Below are 18075 nucleotides of genomic sequence, written 5' to 3' on the forward strand. Positions count from 1 at the left end.
CGCATGGTATACCACGTCGCGATGTTTTGATACGTATTCTCATTTGTATTTTCTGAAGGCGACCTGCGCCATTTCAAATCGCTGATGGTTCAAGCCCCACTGGCGCAGCCAAAAAAGGGCCCCGAAGGGCTAATGCCGATCAGTTAAGCCGAGACACTGAACCTGTGGCGAGGGACTGCCCGTTACCGATGAATGGGGATGACCCACCTGCGCCGGCACCGTCTCAGGCTTTTGCTCCTCGATCTCACCATTGAGTGCCTTGTGCATCTTGACGGTGTCCAGCGCCCCGCCCCGCTAAAAGTGCGCCTTACCGGGTCCGGCGGCTTGCAGGCTGGGCGACAGGGGAACGCTCTGCGTGACTTTGGCCATCTGGGTGATTTCCACCTGCACCTTGTCCTTGCCCAGCAGGTAGTCGGCCAGCTTCTGGGAGAACGGCCAGTAGTTCAGTGCGGCCGTCAGGGTCAGAGGCCCGACGGCGTCGGGCGGCACCAGGAAGGAGAACTCCCCGATATCGTAGCCCTTGGGCAGAATGCGGTTATCCGAGAGAATCTGCGTGGCATTCCAGACCTCGACGTCCAACGGATTGCCGTCCTCGTCGCCGATGTGCACTTTGAAGTTTCGCGTGTTGTCCTCGGTCTTGCCGTCCTTGATCGCACCCAGTCGATAGAGCTCGCGACCACTGGCATCCAGCACCCGGAAATCGATCCACATCTCCCGTCCCTCCGGAAAACCGGTCGGCAGCTTGTGTCCGGCGCCGACGTTGGAAACTTTGACGGTTACCGAGTTGTATTGCCCTGGAATGATGGCGGCCGGCAGTTGCTGGAAGGTTATTTCCCCCGCGCGCGCGAGCATGTCGCGCGCGCGTTGCGCGCCCACTTCCTGACCGAGATGCTTGAGCATCATCGCGTTGGCTCCGCTGAACCAATGCGAGGCGACCTCCTCGCGGTCTGGCCCCATGATCGCGGCCTTGCCCGCATAACCCGGCATATGGCAGCTCTGGCAGGTTACGCCGTTGAGGCTGTAGGCGCTTTCCTGCCATTCGTCATAGGTACGCTCGACCGCCACACTGCTGAACGGGTGCGTGACGTTGTGGCAGGTGGCGCAAAAGTCCGAGCGCGTGTGCAGAGCGGAATACACAGTGTCGTGATAAGGCGAAACGGCGTCTTTACGCGGGCCGAACTTGGTCGGTTTACCGTGCGCCCGAGGGCTCAGGACATAGGCGCCGTTATCGAGGCCCGTGCGGGCACTGATGTTGTGGCAGGTCTCGCAATCGACCCCGGGCATCGGATGATTCTTCGCACTGTCTTCAATCGAGGAGCGGTTGACTTGCGAATTGATTTGCCCGGTCGTGAGACCGATCGGGGTATGGCAGCCAGTGCAGAAGTTATCGACCTTCCCTTCGGTGGCCGAACTCGCACGCTGGAGCAAGGCCCGATAGATGGGTTCATCCCAGGCCTGGGACATCATCGATGAGCGCCACTGTTTGTAAATCTCTGTATGGCAAGCGCCACAGACCTGGGCATTGTCGAAGTCTTTTATATTCAAAACCAGGTTGCCAGGGGTATTGGCCCGATGCGGAAAGAACGGCATCGCGCCAGTCACATGCATGATCCTGGAGCGTGCCGGCTCCAGCCACTTCTCATTACTTTGATTGTCATTACCCAGAGGTTCGTCTGCCGCCATCAGCGTAACCGTCAGCAGGCAAGCTAGAAAACACAACCCGCGCAGCGCTACCTGCGCACGTGTATGTCTGGAGTGGCTCATAAGCATTTCCCCTGGACGGTTGCAGAGGAGGACAGCAGCACTTCAATTGAGCCAGCGGGGTATTTCGCGATGTAAACCGATGGTTACATGCAATCACTCAATGGGGGTACTGACAGCTCCACAGGTTCCCGACTCTGCAACTTTCAAGAACGGGACAAGCTCTCACTCAGCAATTACTTTGCCAGCGTTGTGTAAACCATGTGCGAGCCCAGCAAACATTGGCCACAAGTTGAAATAGCGTGCTGGAGGAGACTCGAATACTGCTGGGGAAAGGCGCCCCATTTGTGGGGCAGCTCACTCCGAAATCGGGGGCCACTCACTTGACTCGCTACGACTTACTCCCTGTCTTTCGTCGAGCGGATGAGATTGCCCCTTAACTTCACAATGGCCTTCTGCATTTGCACGAAGTCGTCGGGGTCAAGACCGGTTTGCGGGAAGCCGTCTTCGGTGAGGCCTTCGCGCAGTTTTCGTCCCTCTTTGGTGAGACTGATCCGCACCTGGCGTTCGTCTTCCGGGTCGCGCTGGCGCAGCAAATACCCCATTGCTTCCAGCTTCTTGAGGATCGGCGTGAGGGTATTGGACTCGAGAAACAGCTTTTCGCCGAGGCTGCCAACGGTCTGGTTGTCTTCCTCCCACAGCGCAACCAGGGTGATGTATTGCGTATAGGTCAGGCCGAGCCGTTCAAGCATCGGCTTGTAGGCCTTGCCGAAGGCCAGGTTGGCTGAATAGACCGCAAAACACAGGAAATCGGAGAGTTTGAGATCCAGGGCGGATGTCTTGTCGGTGTTTTTCATGGACGTTCTCTTGGGTCAGTCTTGCGAGACTGAAACTATACGTCGTATGCGATGGTATCGGAAGTGCGTATAAACACCGGCGGCGGGCCCCTGGTGAGCCCGCCGTGCAGTGGGTTATGCCGTCAGGACATTGATGTCGACATCAATGTTGCCCCGTGTGGCCTTGGAGTACGGGCAGATTGCATCGGCGTTGTGGGCCAGCTCGGTCGCCACCCCATGATCCAGCCCCGGCACACGCAAAGTCAGTCGAGCCTGAAGGAAGTAAGCCGCGCCGGTCTGGCCCAGATCGACTTCAATGTCGACGGCCGTGTCGGTCGGCAGTGTCACCTTCATCTGCTGGGCGACCAGCCCCACCGCTGCGATGTAGCAGGCTGACCAGGCTCCGGCGAACAGTTGCTCGGCTTTCGGGTGCGGCTGAACGGCGGTGAGTACGTGTGCCGGTGTGTCGCTGCCAGGGGACGACAGCACGATGTCAAGGTTTCCGTTATGCCCGCGCAAGGTGTTGCCTGCGCTGTTATGAGTGGTGTGGGTTTTGCCGCTGGCCAGTACTTTTTCGATTTTGCTCATGGGGATTTCCTCAGGGTTTTATATGCATGCGATTTTATCGCATGCGGTGTATTTGGTATTTAAAAAGACAGCGTTCAGCAATTGGCGTGTGCAATGATCCAGTTGTTGCCGTTTTGGCCATGGGAGGCTTGAGCGGTAGAGATAAACATTCTGCGGCTGCTTGCGGTGTTCATGGCTGAATCTCCAAACGGCAAGGGTTGTTACTGATTGCCATCGCACTCGACTAGATCGCATGCGATATATGAATACTCAACCAAAGCCCCAATCATGTCAAAGTTTATTTTATGCCTTGGCGATGAGCGGTAGACGCGAGGTCAACCCCGCTACCCTCCTCCTGCCGAAAGGATGATCGGCTTCCCACCGTCCGGCCCTGCGGGGACTTCGGGGTGAGGTATTGCGTCAGGAACGGATGGTGTGAGTTGTTACTGCTCGGTTCTCTGGAGCGGCATGCGTCACCAGACAATTTCCCGAATCAGAAACTGCCCCGTCCGCGGATCGAACTGACGCACAAAGTGAACGTGCCTGGAACCGAAGCGCTGATCGCTGAACCCGGACCCTCTGATCACCTCGAAGCTGTTTATCCGGTGGATCGGTATGAAGTGCTGGTTGTGCATTGGTATGAAGTGCTGGTTGTGCATTGGTACGAAATGCCGGTTGTGCATTGGTACGAAATGCCGGCTGTGCATTGGCGCGAAATGCCGGCTGTGCATTGGTACGAAATGCTGGCTGTGCATTGGCGCGAAATGCCGGTTTCCCATATGAAACGAGCCACTGTGGAAATGGTGGAATTGCCCGCATTGCTGTGGCTGCCCACTGACCAGAACGGCCGGGTAAGGATTTTGACCGAGGCCGCCACCGCTGATTGCCTCCAGGGAGAGGCTGCTTGCCAGAAGCCCCGCGACCAAGAGCAGGAGTTGCTTGAAGATACGCATAGCGCCACCTCCGACGGTCCCCCCCACACTAAATTATAGTCGGCCATGGACCCCGGCCGGGCCCTGGCGCTGATTTTCGACCAGGACGCGGTCTCTTGTAGGAGCTGGCTTGTCGGGGCGCCGCATCGCAGCGATGGTCGTCAACGATAACGCGTGTAAACCGGATAAACGCGGCGCACGTGAGTCCATCGCCGGCAAGCCGGCTCCTACAGGTATTGCGTTATCGGTGTTTCCCGGGATTGCGTGAAGAATCAAAAAAAAAGCGCCGACGTTGCCATCGGCGCTCAGGAGTAGCGATGTCTTCAGCTCAGCGCAGCGCAGGAATTCCCGCGAACAGCCAAGTCTCCTGGGTCGGCGTTGCCTCGTGGCGATTGCGCGCCCACTGAGTCAGCGCCACCATCATCGCAAAGCCGAGCACGATCAACACCGGATAGGCCATCAGCAACTCGGTGAGCGAATATTTCCAGGCCAGCGGTCGACCGACACCGAGCATGGCGGCATACAGCCAGGACACGCCCGACAGTGCGCCAGAGAACAGGGCAAACATTCGTACACTGACCTTGAGATCAAGCAGCGATCCGACCTTCAGCATTGCCGGCAATACATAACGGTGCAACAACATGCCGTTGAATGTCAGCAACAATACAATAATGACTTTGGCTTGAAGTTTCGGATTGGCAAAATAGTTCATGCCTTTATCAAGGTAATCAATACCTATAATCGCAGCTCCGGTGATCCACAAGAATATCAACGCATTGGAAACAGACTTCTGAAGACTGGCCATATGTTCATTATCGTGCCCCGACGACACACGACCGTTCCATAAATCCTTGACCATCGCGGCATCGCTGGCAAACACCAGGCCAATCGCTACGCAGCAAGCCAACAGGTGAACGTAAACAACACCTAAACGCAAAAACTCCATGGATTCTTTTTGGCCGAGCAGGCCGATCATTGTATTAATATCCAAGATGACATCTCCACTTATAACAGCAGTGCAAATTGACCATGCCCCAGGCATGCGAATTATTTATTCGCACCTGCAAGATCAAGTTCGCAATGATTGAAGCAACTTAATAATTAGGTATTACAAGAGGGAGCGACTCGCCCAGCGAGTCAGTGATGACGGCATACAATCACTCCAGGTCTCAGGTAAAAAAAATCCCCATGTGCATTCCATTCAATGCAGATGAGGTATACGTCCTTTTTATTAGTGAGTGCAGCGCGACCTCTCAAGGGATCCCGTCTGCTGGAACATCAGAGCGAAGCCTATCAAAATCGTTCACTTTTTGAGCAGAATGCTCGACAAACGGTACTAAATCCAACACTTGGGGGTACCTGTTTCCTTGGCTGAAACCTGCGTCGCTACGGGGCTGAATCGTTTCCTGTCTTCTGTCGAAAAAAAACAGCAATCGCGCTGAACTCACATCGCCAGACCCAACCGAAGGCGAACATTGCCTAGCCCGTTCCCTCCCCAAATCCGGGGACGCGGCGCTCATCAGCGGCGACCATGCCGCGCTTATAACTGCGGAAAAATCAGAGCGGATCAAACCACTCGGAAAGGAAGAGTGATGAGGCCGATCCTTCGCTCATGGGTCATTCCGAATCAGTCAGCGGGCACGGGAGCCACAAGGACTCCCGTGTCTGTTCAGCGGATGGGTCATACCGCTGATCAGCGCCCTTCCAGCTTTTTCACGACCTCATCGGTGGTCATCAGGCCGTTGGCGATGTAGCGGAAATTGACCAGCGCACTCCCGTATCCGTCGCCATCAGGCAGCTTCGGGCCGGCGACCGCGTCACGTACGACGACTACCTCGAAACCACGCTCCAGAAACTCGCGTAGATGCGATTCGACGCACAGATTGGACGCCATGCCGGCCAGGATGATTTTGTCGATTCGCTGCTTGCGCAACTGCAGCATCAGGTCGTTGCTTTGCGGGCCATACAGCTTGTGAGGTGATGCGACGAGGGTCTTGCCGTCTTCGATGAAGGGTTTGAACTCCTTCATGAAATCGGCACCCGAGTTGCGGAATCCATCCAGCGTCAGGGCGCCCTTGCGGTCGAACATACCCAGCTTGTGCTGAACGCTCTCCGCTGGCGCTTCAAACTCCCACTGATGATCGTGGGGATAGTAGTAGTGCGGCGAGATGGCGACGGTTGCCCCGGCCTGCTTGAACGCCGTGAAAAGCCGGGTCAGATTCGGCACTAGGTTCTGCTCGGTCACGCTCTGGCCGAAGATTGACCAGCCCGCACCCTCCGGGCTCATGAAGTCGATCTGCGGGTCAATCACGACCAGCGCGGTTCGACTGGAATCCCATTGAAAGGTGGAGGCCGGGAGCGCGGGTTTGGCCGGATCGGCATAGGGGGTCTCGGCGGCGAAGCCGATGCCGGGCGCCATCAGGATAGCCCCCAGCAAGGTGGCGCAGGAGATGAGTCTGGCGGGATGAATTCGGTTGAAGGTCATGTTGCACGTCCGCAATGTGGGGGTGGTGCATTCACGGTACGGCGAGAAGACGGCACGAAATGGACATATATCCCTGGATTTCGGCCGACAAGCTCCTCACCTTGCATGAGACGGGTGGGCTCAATGCCCCCCGTGACCTTCCAGACAGCCAGCGCGTACTATGGCTCCCCCCATTCAGATCGTGGATGTTCCGTGCATGCAGCGTCACATATGTTTCCTGGTCTATTCGGGCTTCGTATTGCTTGATCTGAGTGGACCGCTCGAAGCCTTCTCCAACGCCAATCGTGCGCGCCCTTCTGGCTATCGATTCACAGTCGCTTCCCTTGAAGGCGGATTGATCAGCGCTTCGAGCGGACTGCAAGTCGCGACGCAAGCCTTGCAGGTGGTCGACCACCTCGACACGCTGATCATCGTCGGCGCCCCCACCGCTCCGATCGATGACCGGATGCTGCCGATGGCAGCGGCGATTCGGCAGATGTCCCCGCGCGCTCGCCGCACTGCCAGCGTCTGCACGGGCGCCTTCCTGCTGGCCGAGAGCGGCCTGCTCGACGGTCGCGTGGCGACCACGCACTGGAACTACGCGCCGCAATTGCAGGCACGCTATCCGGCACTGCGCGTGGATGGAGATCGAATCTGGACCGAAGACGGGAATGTCTGGACCTCTGCAGGCATGTCGGCTGGCATCGACATGGCCCTGGCGATGATCGAGCAGGACCTGGGAAAGGACGTGTCACGTTCCGTCGCGCGCATGCTGGTGGTCTACTATCGGCGACCGGGCGGTCAGTACCAGTTCTCTTCGCTGCTGGATTTCGACCCGGGCTCGGATCGGATCCGCACAGTGTTGAGCCATGTGCGCGATCATCTGCGTGATGATCTGTCGGTTGAACGCCTGGCCGACGTTGCACATATGAGCGTGCGCCAGTTTGGCCGCGTGTTCGCAGCATCGGTCGGGGTGACGCCGGCCAAAGCTATCGAGCGCCTGCGCATCGAGTCGGCGCGGCCACTGGTTGAGGACGGCCTGCAGACATTCGAAGAGATCGCCAGGTGCTTCGGATTCGGCGATGCCGACCACATGCTTCGCAGCTTCGTGCGAGTCGTGGGGCGCACGCCACAGGAACTGCGTCGCAGCGCCCGCCAGGCCAAAGGCAATGGTGGGACCGGAAAAAAGGGGGACTCATCGTCCGCGTGAGCGAAGACGCGTACAAAATCCCGGAACGGGCTCAAGCCAGCAACTGGGTGATCCACCGGGCCTGGCGCACGATGTCCTGCACCTTTTCCTCGGGCACGGCCTGTTGCATCCGGGCAAAGTGGGTCAGGGTCTTGTGCTTCTGGCGCAACTTGCGCTGCCACTTGAGCAGGAACGCCGGACTGCGGGCCTGCATCTGCAATGGGCCGAAGTACAGCTCCTGGGCGGTGTACATCACCGGCCCGGTGCGCTCGGCGACGATGATTTCGTAGTCGAAACGGTTTTCCCGCAGCACTTCCTCGCAGAGGATGCGGTAGCCATTGTCCATCAGCCATTGGCGCAGTGGTTGTTCGCCGCCGTTGGGTTGCAGGATCAGGCGCTCCTGACCGCTCAGGTACGCCTTGCCGCTGTCGAGGATGTCGCGGATCGTTTCGCCGCCCATACCGCAGATGCTGATTGCCGTGATCCTGTCTCCCGGCTCGATTGCCGCCAGGCCGTTGGCCAGGCGCACGGTGATCTGCAGGTCCAGGCCATTCTCGCGCACGGTACGCTCGGCCGAGCGGAACGGCGTCAACGCCACCTCGCCGGCCACTGCCGCCGCGATGGCGCCACGGCGCATCAGCGCCACCGGCAGGTAGCCGTGATCCGAGCCGATATCGGCCAGGCGCGCGCCGGCTGGTACATGCGCCGCCACGCGCTCCAGGCGCATGGACAATGTCTGTTCGTTCACCAGCGGCCCCTTTTCACCACAAACGTCCGGCGCCTTCTGGCCGGATCGGGGCGCGATTGTGTCGAGCAACGCCGTGCATTTCAAATTTATGTGGCCAAATTTATGTGACCAAGGTCATTGCCCCTTCATGCAATCACTTGCGCATACACCGGTCTGTCGACGTTGCCACCGGACAGGATCACACCCACCTTTCTTCCCGACATGGCTTCACGCTCCGAAATGAGCGCTGCCAGCGCCGCCGCACCAGCCCCTTCAGCCAGGTTATGGGTATCGGTGTAATACACGCGCATGGCCTCGGCAATCTGCGCATCACTGACCGCTACAATCCGCGCAGCACCTTTCGCGTAAACGGCAAAGGCCTCAGGCACTGGCTTGCGTACGGCCAGACCGTCGGCAAAGGTGGTTGCCGAGGCGGTTTCGCACAGGACTCCGGTGTCAAACGACAACTGTGCGGCGGCCGCCTCCGTGGAAACCACGCCCACCACCCGGGTGTTCAGGCCCAGCGCATCGCGGGCGGCGATCACCCCGCAAATCCCCGAACCACAGCCAATCGGTACATATACGGTATCCAGGTCCGGCGCTGCGTTGAACAGCTCCAGCGCATAAGTGGCGACGCCTTTGACCAGCTCGGTGTGAAACGGCGGGACCAGGAACAGGTCATGCACGTGCGCAAGGCGTGCAGCCTCTTCACGGGCCTCATCGAAATCGCGGCCATACTCGACCACTTCAGCGCCAAAGCCGCGCATGGCGTTGTTCTTTTCTACCGAGTTACCTTGCGGCACTACGATCAACGCCCGCAAACCCAGTGCGCCAGCCGCCAGCGCCAGGCTCTGACCATGGTTGCCGCGGGTAGCGCTGACAATGCCCTTCGCGCCTGGGTACTCGCGTTTGAGCCAGTGCATGAACGTGATACCACCACGCACTTTGAAAGCACCGGTAGGCGTGTGATTTTCGTGCTTGACCCACACCGAGCAACCCAACCGCCGAGCCAGCAAGGGCCAGGGGTATTGGGCGGTGGCCGGCATGACCTGGTAAACGTTGCGTGCAGCCTGTTCGATGTCGTCGCGAGTGATTCTGTGCATGAGTTATTCCCCTGAGATTTTGCCCAGTCTGGACACGGGCGTAGTACGCCGGCTTTCAAAAAACTGACCTGACTTTTGTCCCCCCTCTTCACTACTATGGCGTTCATGAGCCATCGAAATCGCCTGCCGCCAACGCTCCTGTCCGAACCGGTCCGCCGCATCGAGGCCGGCCCCTGGGCGATCGAATTGCTACCCGGCCGCGCCTACGCGACCCGCTATGTGGCGACCCAGGCGGGAATCGGCTTTGCCTTCGACAGCCAGCGGGGCCTGCACGCTATCGGCAGTGACCGAATACGCCCTTTCGATGCCGTGCCCGACGGCCTGGCGTTCGTTCCCGCCGGGTGTGACGTGTTGTCCGAATCACCCACGGGCGGTGAATACCTGCGGGTGATGCGCACCGACGGTATTGCGCTGGTGGGGGATCGTGCCTTCAACAATCGCATCGACCGGCAGGCCACTGCCCTCGCATGGCGAATGCGCACCGCGCTGTTGCGCGCGTCCGTGGAGGACGATTGGGAGGCCTGGGCACTGGCATTGTCTGCGCGGGCGACGGGTAGCGAGGCCGTGCTGTCACCGGCCCATGGCTCGATAACCGGTTACCGGATGCGCTTGCTCGATGAGTTCATTGATGCCGGCCTCGATGGCCCGTTGAGCGTACCGGCGATGGCGGGCCTGCTTGGATTGTCCGAAGGTTATTTCATGCGGGCCTTCAAAAACGCCACAGGCAAAAGCCCGCACGCTTACCTGATCGACCGACGCCTCGCCAGAGCCCGAGCCCTGATGCGCGATTCGACCGCCACACTGACGGAGATCGCCTACGCCTGCGGTTTCAACTCCCAGGCACACATGGCGACCACCTTCAAGCAACGCCTTGGTGTGAGCCCGGCGCAGTTGCGTCAATGTTCAAGGTTCAGTTAGCGCCGGGTTTTCAGTTAGCTCCGCGGTTTTTGATGTTTGCGATGGGCCGGTGGTCGTTGCATTTCGGTTGTCGCCGGCGTTTGTCTAAGCTTAATGAATCAGGGCGAGCTGAAACTTGCGTGATGGCGGCCTCCAACGGATCTGGATGGGCATCAAGACGGTACTCCCAAAGGAGACGACTATGTACGCAGTGATAAGAACCTATCTGGGTACGGGAGCGAAGCAGCTTTTCGAGCTTCTGGAAGAGCGCAAAGACGACATCGAAGCGACCTTGCGGACAGTGCCTGGCCTCGTCAGCTACACATTGCTCAATACGGGTGACGGTGGTACGGCGATCACTGTTTGCATAGACAAGGCCGGCTGTGATGCGAGCCTGAAAGTCGCGCGTGACTGGATTCAGAAAAACACCTCGAGTATCCGCGCCAACCCGCCGATCGTAACCGAAGGTCCGGTCATAGTGCAGATCAACTAGGGGGCGTGCTGGCGAGTGCTATACTTTTTTTCAGTTTGCAAGAAGTGTGCAACGTTCCCCACGGCACAGCTACTGACTGCAAATCTCGGTTATTAACGGCTGCCGGAAAAAGGAGGTCTACGGCGAACTTGGGTTGGGAGGTGTGGCATGAATCGGCACTATTACATCAGTGACAATCTCAACGATCTCGAAACAGTTGAAAATGAGTTGGAAGCCAGCGGCATCAATTCTGAACAGATTCATGTACTCAGTGAAAAAGTTGCTGATGTCGAAGAACATCACCTCCACGAGGTCAACTCGTTAATGGAACAGGATGCTGTTCATTCCGGTGAGATTGGTGCTGTAGTCGGTCTGCCCCTTGCAGCACTGGTCCTGGGTGGCGCCTATTGGATGGGCTGGACCGAATCCGCAGCAGGCTGGACGCCTTTTGTCTTCCTGGCCATTGTTATTTTGGGCTTCTGCATCTGGGAAGGCGGTTTTTTTGGGTTCCAGGTGCCGAACACTCACTTCCGCAATTTCCAGCAGGTGGTAAAAGAGGGCAAGCATATTTTCTTCGTGGATGTTGAACCGGATCAGGAATCGATCCTGGACCAGGTAATCGATCATCATCCAAATCTGAAGATCGCCGGCACGGGAGCGGCAGCCCCCCACTGGACAGTGGCCTGGCAGCACAAATGGCATCAGTTCAAGCGAGTGATATCGGGTTAGCGTCTGGAAACTGATGGCCGTCCGAAAGCGGCTTATTGGCCGAAGAAAATGACCCGGCTGAGGAAAACATAGTCTGCTTCGGTGGCCATCAGTCCGACGAGCACCAGTAAACACAAAGGCGGCACCAATATGGCATAGACCAGGGCCAGCCGCTCCCAGGCCATATGCATGAAGATGGAGACAATTAAACCTGCCTTCAACAACATGAAAGTGATAATCAGGAACCACCGAAGGTAGCCATGGAAGTGGAAATAATCGACAAGGTACGACATCGTGCTGAGGACGAATAACAGCCCCCAGATTTTAAGGTACAAACTGATTGGATGTTGCTGACTCTGAGCATGTGCCATCACCCGTGCTCCTCTACCATAAATAGAAGAATGCAAAAATAAACACCCACACCAAATCCACGAAGTGCCAGTAAAGTCCGGCTATCTCAACGTTCTGATAGTTTCCGGAGCGCTCATAATCTCCCCGCAATACTTTGCGCGCAACAATGCTGAGGTAGATGGCGCCGATTGACACATGCAGTCCGTGAAAACCGGTAATCATGAAAAAGCTGGCACCAAATTGCGCTGCCCCCATGGGGTTCCCCCAGGGACGCACCCCTTCTGCGATGAGCTTGCTCCATTCAAATGCCTGCATGCTGACGAAGGTCACACCCAAGGCAGCGGTCGCCAGCATCAGGGCCGTCGTTTTCGCACGATCACGGCGATAGGCGAAATTCACGGCCATGGCCATGGTGCCACTGCTACTGATCAGCACAAAAGTCATGATGGCGATCAGAATAAGCGGGATCTCTCTTCCGCCGATCGTCAATGCGAACACTTCACTGGGGTTCGGCCAGGCGGTAGTGATGGCCATGCGTACCGACATGTAGCCGGTCAGAAAACAGGTGAATATAAAAGTGTCGCTGAGCAGGAAGATCCACATCATCGCCTTGCCCCAGGGGACCTGCTTGAAGGCCTCCCTATCCGAGGACCAGTCGCTGGCGATGCCCTGCCATCCCGGTGCAGGCGGTGAGCCCGGTGGATTGGATGAACGGCTCTCGGTTTGGGCTTGGGCTTGGGCTTGTGGGTGCAATGCCATGGCTTTTCACCTCAGGCCGCAGAATCTGGCGATGGCTTCATAGGTTTGTGGCGTGCTGGCCAGCAGCGCGAATAGTACGAACCAGAGACCCAACAAGTAATGCCAATAGATGGCACAGAGTTCTACGCTGGCGCCAAGTTGCGCCAATGGCACATGACGCAGGAATTTAGCGACGATCCAGCACCAGGCGATCACCCCGCCCAGCAGGTGGAGCCCATGCAGGCCGGTCAACAGGTAGAAGAAACTGTTGGCCGGATTGCTGGCCACAAAGTAGCCCCAGGCGACAAACTGCTGCCAGACCCAGAGTTGCCCCGCCAGAAAGGCAATTGCAAAGACGCCCCCCAATGCAAAACCAATGACAGTTGCGCCTGGCCGAGCCTTTCGGGCGGCCAGGCGCGACCACTGCAGTGCGATGCAACCGAGTACCAGAAAAGCCGAGTTCAGCCAGAGCGGCTGGAGATTGGCCAACAGCGCCAAAGGCTCTGTCAGGGGTTCCCAGTCCGCCAATTGTGAACGGGCAATAAAGGCGATCAGGAAGAGGAAGAATAACGAGCTCACCACCACCAGAAACAGGCGCAGGCCTACTTTTGCGGTTTGGCTTCGATCGGCCCCCTCGGCGGCCTGAATACCCCCAGGGTCGTGACTCCAACTGCCGCCGGGATCAGCGCCGCCGGCGTTTCTCAATAGCAGCCTGTTCATGTCTTGACGTCCGCGATTTTAGTTCCGGCACTGAGTTGCCGCATGTGCTCCAGCTCCTCGGCGGAAACCGTTTGCGGCACAAAATCCTGTTCTATCCCCGGCACACTGTAGTCATAGGCCCAGCGATGCACGACCGGCAACTTCTCTCCCCAGTTACCGTGTTTCGGCGGAGTGTCCGGCGTTTGCCATTCCAGGCTGGCCGCGCCCCAGGGATTACTGCCTGCCGGCTTGCCCTTGAATGCACTCCAGGCCAGGTTGAACAGGAACAGCAATTGGGAAACCCCGACGGTCAATGCGACCACCGTAATGAAAGCATTCAACTCTTGCGCCGACTGCGGGATGAACGCGTAGTTTTCATAGGCGTAGTAGCGGCGCGGCATGCCCTGGAAACCCAGGTAGTGCATGGGGAAGAAGATGGCGTAGGTGCCCAGAAAGGTAATCCAGAAATGCAGCTTGCCCAGGGTGTCGTTCAACATGCGCCCGGTCACTTTCGGAAACCAGTGATAAATGCCGCCGAACACCACCAGTACCGGTGCGACCCCCATGACCATATGAAAGTGGGCCACGACGAAATAAGTGTCCGAGAGCGGTATATCCACGATCACATTGCCCAGGAACAACCCGGTCAGACCGCCGACAAGGAAGGTGACGATAAAGGCCAGGGCAAACAGCATCGGCACGGTGAGATGGATGTCGCCGCGCCACAGGGTCAGTATCCAGTTATAGACTTTCAGCGCGGTAGGCACCGCGATGATCAAGGTGGTGACAGCGAAAAAAAAGCCAAAGTACGGGTTCATTCCGCTGACATACATATGGTGCGCCCAGACCACAAAACTGAGTACGCCAATCGCGATAATGGCCCACACCATCATTCGGTAGCCGAAGATATTTTTACGCGCATGTGTGCTGATCAAGTCGGAGACCAGGCCAAATGCAGGGAGAGCCACGATGTAGACTTCCGGGTGGCCGAAGAACCAGAACAGGTGCTGGAACAATATCGGGCTGCCACCCTGGTGACCGAGCTGCTGCCCCAGCGAGACCATCGCCGGCATAAAGAAGCTGGTACCCAACAGCTTGTCGAACAGCATCATGATCGCGCTGACAAACAACGCCGGGAACGCCAGCAAGGCCATGATCGAGGCCATGAAGATGCCCCATACCGAGAGCGGCATGCGAAACAATGTCATGCCGTGCGTGCGCGCCTGCAACACTGTGGTGACGTAGTTCAACCCGCCCATGGTGGTTGCGACAATAAAAATCGCCAGTGAGACGAGCATCAGTACGATACCCCACTCGACTCCCGGTGTCCCCTGAGTAATGGACTGTGGCGGATAGAGCGTCCAGCCCGAGCCCGTGGGACCGCCAGGAACAAAGAAACCGGCGAGCAACACCAGTACCGCCAGCAGGTAGGTCCAGTAACTCAGCATGTTGACATAAGGGAAGACCATGTCGCGGGAACCCACCATCAACGGGATCAGATAGTTGCCGAAGCCCCCCAGAAACAAGGCCGTCAGCAAGTATATGACCATGATCATGCCGTGCATGGTCATCGCCTGATAGTAAGTACTGGCGTCCATGAACGCCAAACTGCCGGGGAAACCTATCTGCAGGCGCATCAAGCCGGACAACACCAAAGCGATCAGCCCCACGAACAGAGCCGTCAAGGAATATTGAATGGCTATGACCTTGTGGTCCTGACTCCAGATGTATTTGGTCAGGAAGCTTTTGGGCTCGTGCAATGCTTCTGTCTCGGCTTGCTCCGCATAGGCCATCACGTCATCCTCCTGTCGAAGTTTCAGTGTATTTCTGGCTGCTTTACGGCTACTTCCCTGGCTCCGCCTTGTTCGTGTCAGCGTCAGCATTCGCTTTGGATTTGATAAAAGCGATCAGTGCATTCAGCTCCTCGTCACTCGGAGCAAGGACCGGCATGACGGCTGCATAGCCCTTGACGATTTTGGCATTGGGATGAAGAACCGAATCTTTGAGATAGCCCTCATCGACCTTCACGCTCGTATCGTCGGCAAGGGTTTCCGTCTTGCCATACAGGCCCTGCCAGCTGGGACCGACGCCCTTGTTGCCATCGACACTGTGGCAGGCCAGACAGCCCAGCGACCCGGCCAGCCGCTGTCCTTGCGCCGCCAGGTCTTCACCCGGGCTCGACGCTTCGCCAGTCGAAGCTCCATCGTCTTGCCCCGCAGCACCCAGTGATTTGATCAGGGCGATGACAGCACCCAGTTCATCATCTTTCAGAGTATAGGCCACCATCACCGGCGGGTAGCCCTGTACCAGGCGGGCCTTCGGATCGAGAATCGACTCTTTCAGGTAGGCCTCGTCGACCTGCACACTGGTGCCATCGGCAAGCTTTTCAGTGCGGCCGTACAGCCCCTTCCATCCCGGGCCGAGACTGGCACCGCCATCCTGGCTATGGCAGGCCTTGCAGCCGTGCTGTTCGACCAACTGGCGGCCTTTTTCCAACACGCTGTCTCGACCGGGTTTGGCCGCTGTCGTCAATGTCTGCGCAAAAGTCGGTTGGCCCTTTAGCCATTGATCGAAGACGCCCTGCTCTTCCACGATCATATGGCCGCGCATGTTGTAATGCCCTACGCCACAAAATTCAGCGCAAAGGACTTCGTATTTTCCGGTTTTAGTCGGCGTAAACCAAAAGTACGACACCATCCCTGGCACCATATCCATCTTGCTGCGAATTTGCGGTACATAGAAATCGTGCAGGACATCTTTAGCGCGCAGCAAGACTTTCACCGGCCGATCGAGCGGAAGGCGAACTTCATTATTCATTACCAGCACATCGTCCTGCCCTGCAGGATCCTTGGGATCAAGGCCGAGGGGATTGGCGGAATCAACAAACCTGATATCCGACTTGCCCAACTTCCCGTCCTGACCGGGAAAACGAAAGGCCCACTGCCACTGCTGGGCGACCACTTCAAGTTCGTAAGCATTTTTCGGCACCCGGATGAAATCGTTATAAACAACCAGACCAGGCGCCAACATCCCGGCGATCCCTAGCGAGGTAACGATAATCAGCCATAGTTCCAGCTTTTTATTTTCTGGCTGGTAGGCCGCCCGAGACCCCTTCTTGTGACGAAAGCGCATCACCGCTATCGCCATGAATACCGTGATGGCAATGAAAAATATTCCACTGATGACCAGGGTGATGAACAGGGTGGTATCTATGGAGCCCCAGTTGGAAGCTGCCGGTGTCGCCTGCCAGGGCGCCAGTATGTTGAATAGCACTGATGCAATAACGATGAGTATCAAGACAATTGCTATTGCCATGTCCTCTTCATCCTATTCCTGTTGTTCATTGGTTATGCAACAGCATCGCCACTTACGTCCAGGCAGGGCAGACAAATACCACCCATCCGGGCGGTAAAGTCAGTGAGAAGTATAGAGCCATCGGCTTGTACCGTGAGGCTGGCAAGGGAGTTCCGGTTGCCGGCTATACTTAATTTCTGATGACGGACGGCAGAGTGCGACCGGAGGCGGCCCCAAAGGATGAACCCTGCCCTTGCGCAGTCATCAAACTTAAGTGATGGCATTGAGCAGGGACGATAGCTACAGCGTCCAGCAATCCAAATGGGAGGTTTCGTCATGAGTGCCTTGACGATCGAAGGCTGGTGCAAAACCAGCGGCGCCCAAAAGTCCACCCCGATCGGGGAAGTCCATTTCTACGTCGACGGACCTTTGCATCTGCGTCTGGAAGAAGCCGAAGAACGCCTGCAGAAGACCCACGAGCCTGAAGCCATGGTCGATGTCGATATGGACTCGATGGAGTTGATCATGCCCGAGGGATGCGCGCCCTTGTCCGACTGTCAAATGCGTGTCTATCTGCACGACGAACGCGGTCAGTTTCATCTGGTCGGGCACCGCGCGATCGACGGCAGCTTGATCTATACCAACGCGGTGTTGATCGATCAGCTTATCGAGTAACGGTCAGATGCCTTGGGAGGTGCCGAACTGGCGTTTGAATGCGCGAGTGTGGAGCCGCCACGTGCATGCGCCAGAGCGTCAGGTATTGCATCGACTGGAGAGTCGCGACTCAGACAGCAACCATTAATTCCATCGGTTATTTGTGTGAGGAGCATTCGTTCTATTGGGCTCGGTACAGGTGGCTAATCTTCTGAGGTTGAGCGGGGGAACCTTCAGGAAGGCGAAAGCATATGGACGCAAATCTGATCGAAACCGACTACCTGATCATCGGTGCTGGCGCGACGGCCATGGCTTTCGTCGATACGCTACTCAAGGAAACGAATGCACGCATCGTAATGGTGGATCGACACGATCGACCTGGCGGGCACTGGAATGATGCCTACCCGTTCGTCCGATTGCACCAGCCCTCGGCCTTCTATGGCGTCAACTCACGGGAGCTGGGCAGCGGAACGAAAGACCAGGCGGAACTCAACGAGGGCCTATATGAGCTGGCCTCCGGCGCCGAGGTGATGAGCTACTACGACCAGGTGATGAATCAGCAGTTTCTGCCGTCAGGTCAAGTCCGTTACTTCCCCATGTGCAACTACACCGGTGACCGCATTGACGACCACCGGTTTACCTCGCTGCTCAGCGGCATAAACCATCAGGTCCGGGTGCACAAAAAGGTGGTAGACGCCACCCATGCGCAGACGGCAGTTCCCTCGACCCACCCGCCCAGGTAC

General features: G+C 57.4%; 19 protein-coding genes. 7 read left to right on the forward strand and 12 right to left on the reverse strand.

The annotated features are described in order from the left end of the window. Positions 1–294: 294 nt before the first annotated feature. From KGA83_RS15300 to KGA83_RS15310, 3 genes are all read right to left on the reverse strand, one after another. Entirely contained in the window at positions 295–1764 is a 1470-nt protein-coding gene (locus tag KGA83_RS15300) for a multiheme c-type cytochrome (protein ID WP_108215730.1), read from the reverse strand. A gap of 335 nt (positions 1765–2099) precedes the next feature. After that, the gene (locus KGA83_RS15305; protein WP_108215731.1) at positions 2100–2558 is read right to left on the reverse strand and encodes a MarR family winged helix-turn-helix transcriptional regulator; all 459 of its coding nucleotides are present in this window, start codon (positions 2556–2558) and stop codon (positions 2100–2102) included. Between the two features lie 114 nt (positions 2559–2672). Beyond that, complete coding sequence (locus tag KGA83_RS15310) at positions 2673–3125, reverse strand: Ohr family peroxiredoxin (protein WP_108215732.1); 453 nt, start codon at positions 3123–3125, stop codon at positions 2673–2675. A gap of 419 nt (positions 3126–3544) precedes the next feature. Between KGA83_RS15310 and KGA83_RS15315 the strand changes: the two genes are divergently transcribed. Beyond that, entirely contained in the window at positions 3545–4096 is a 552-nt protein-coding gene (locus KGA83_RS15315) for a hypothetical protein (RefSeq protein ID WP_223530079.1), read from the forward strand. Between the two features lie 268 nt (positions 4097–4364). Here the strand turns inward: KGA83_RS15315 and KGA83_RS15320 are convergent, their stop codons facing one another. Together KGA83_RS15320 and KGA83_RS15325 are read right to left on the reverse strand one after the other, a co-directional pair. After that, on the reverse strand, positions 4365–5012 hold the full coding sequence (locus tag KGA83_RS15320; protein ID WP_108215734.1) for a hypothetical protein: 648 nt from the start codon (positions 5010–5012) through the stop codon (positions 4365–4367). A 717-nt stretch (positions 5013–5729) separates the two neighbouring features. After that, positions 5730–6521: a cysteine hydrolase gene (locus tag KGA83_RS15325; protein ID WP_177413283.1), complete on the reverse strand. Its 792-nt coding sequence runs from the start codon at positions 6519–6521 to the stop codon at positions 5730–5732. A 196-nt stretch (positions 6522–6717) separates the two neighbouring features. Here KGA83_RS15325 and KGA83_RS15330 point away from each other — a divergent pair, with 196 nt between their 5' ends. After that, positions 6718–7710 carry a GlxA family transcriptional regulator gene (locus KGA83_RS15330; RefSeq protein ID WP_108215735.1) on the forward strand — a complete coding sequence of 331 codons (993 nt, stop codon included), beginning with the start codon at positions 6718–6720 and terminating at the stop codon, positions 7708–7710. A 31-nt stretch (positions 7711–7741) separates the two neighbouring features. Here KGA83_RS15330 and KGA83_RS15335 read toward each other — a convergent pair whose 3' ends face one another. Further along, positions 7742–8437 (reverse strand): tRNA (adenine(22)-N(1))-methyltransferase, encoded by a 696-nt coding sequence (locus tag KGA83_RS15335; RefSeq protein ID WP_223530081.1) that lies wholly within the window; start codon positions 8435–8437, stop codon positions 7742–7744. Positions 8438–8562: 125 nt separating this feature from the next. Further along, the gene (locus tag KGA83_RS15340; RefSeq protein ID WP_108215736.1) at positions 8563–9519 is read right to left on the reverse strand and encodes a threonine dehydratase; all 957 of its coding nucleotides are present in this window, start codon (positions 9517–9519) and stop codon (positions 8563–8565) included. Between the two features lie 96 nt (positions 9520–9615). Here KGA83_RS15340 and KGA83_RS15345 point away from each other — a divergent pair, with 96 nt between their 5' ends. The 3 genes from KGA83_RS15345 to KGA83_RS15355 all read left to right on the forward strand — a co-directional run bounded on the left by KGA83_RS15345 (position 9616) and on the right by KGA83_RS15355 (position 11617). After that, the gene (locus KGA83_RS15345) at positions 9616–10437 is read left to right on the forward strand and encodes a helix-turn-helix transcriptional regulator (protein WP_223530086.1); all 822 of its coding nucleotides are present in this window, start codon (positions 9616–9618) and stop codon (positions 10435–10437) included. Positions 10438–10618: 181 nt separating this feature from the next. Beyond that, the gene (locus tag KGA83_RS15350) at positions 10619–10909 is read left to right on the forward strand and encodes a hypothetical protein (protein WP_108215738.1); all 291 of its coding nucleotides are present in this window, start codon (positions 10619–10621) and stop codon (positions 10907–10909) included. A 147-nt stretch (positions 10910–11056) separates the two neighbouring features. Beyond that, the gene (locus KGA83_RS15355; protein ID WP_108215739.1) at positions 11057–11617 is read left to right on the forward strand and encodes a hypothetical protein; all 561 of its coding nucleotides are present in this window, start codon (positions 11057–11059) and stop codon (positions 11615–11617) included. Positions 11618–11649: 32 nt separating this feature from the next. Here the strand turns inward: KGA83_RS15355 and KGA83_RS15360 are convergent, their stop codons facing one another. From KGA83_RS15360 to KGA83_RS15380, 5 genes are read right to left on the reverse strand one after another with little or no spacing between them, the layout of a single operon-like run. Then, positions 11650–11967: a cytochrome C oxidase subunit IV family protein gene (locus KGA83_RS15360; protein WP_108215740.1), complete on the reverse strand. Its 318-nt coding sequence runs from the start codon at positions 11965–11967 to the stop codon at positions 11650–11652. Positions 11968–11980: 13 nt separating this feature from the next. Beyond that, on the reverse strand, positions 11981–12706 hold the full coding sequence (locus tag KGA83_RS15365; RefSeq protein ID WP_108215741.1) for a heme-copper oxidase subunit III family protein: 726 nt from the start codon (positions 12704–12706) through the stop codon (positions 11981–11983). A 6-nt stretch (positions 12707–12712) separates the two neighbouring features. Then, a complete protein-coding gene (locus KGA83_RS15370; protein ID WP_223530082.1) occupies positions 12713–13405 on the reverse strand; it encodes a cytochrome c oxidase subunit 3 in 693 nt (230 codons plus the stop codon). Further along, entirely contained in the window at positions 13402–15177 is a 1776-nt protein-coding gene (gene ctaD / locus KGA83_RS15375; protein ID WP_108215743.1) for a cytochrome c oxidase subunit I, read from the reverse strand. The genes KGA83_RS15370 and ctaD overlap by 4 nt, the downstream gene beginning before the upstream one ends. A 49-nt stretch (positions 15178–15226) precedes the next feature. Continuing rightward, on the reverse strand, positions 15227–16699 hold the full coding sequence (locus KGA83_RS15380; RefSeq protein WP_108215744.1) for a c-type cytochrome: 1473 nt from the start codon (positions 16697–16699) through the stop codon (positions 15227–15229). 315 nt (positions 16700–17014) lie between these two features. Between KGA83_RS15380 and KGA83_RS15385 the strand changes: the two genes are divergently transcribed. Further along, on the forward strand, positions 17015–17353 hold the full coding sequence (locus tag KGA83_RS15385; protein WP_108216073.1) for a hypothetical protein: 339 nt from the start codon (positions 17015–17017) through the stop codon (positions 17351–17353). Positions 17354–17583: 230 nt separating this feature from the next. Continuing rightward, on the forward strand, positions 17584–18075 hold a 492-nt coding region (locus KGA83_RS15390), incomplete at its 3' end, for an NAD(P)-binding protein (protein ID WP_223530083.1).

Source organism: Pseudomonas sp. GL-R-19 (genome assembly GCF_019956375.1).
In the GTDB taxonomy this organism is placed as follows: Bacteria; Pseudomonadota; Gammaproteobacteria; order Pseudomonadales; family Pseudomonadaceae; genus Aquipseudomonas.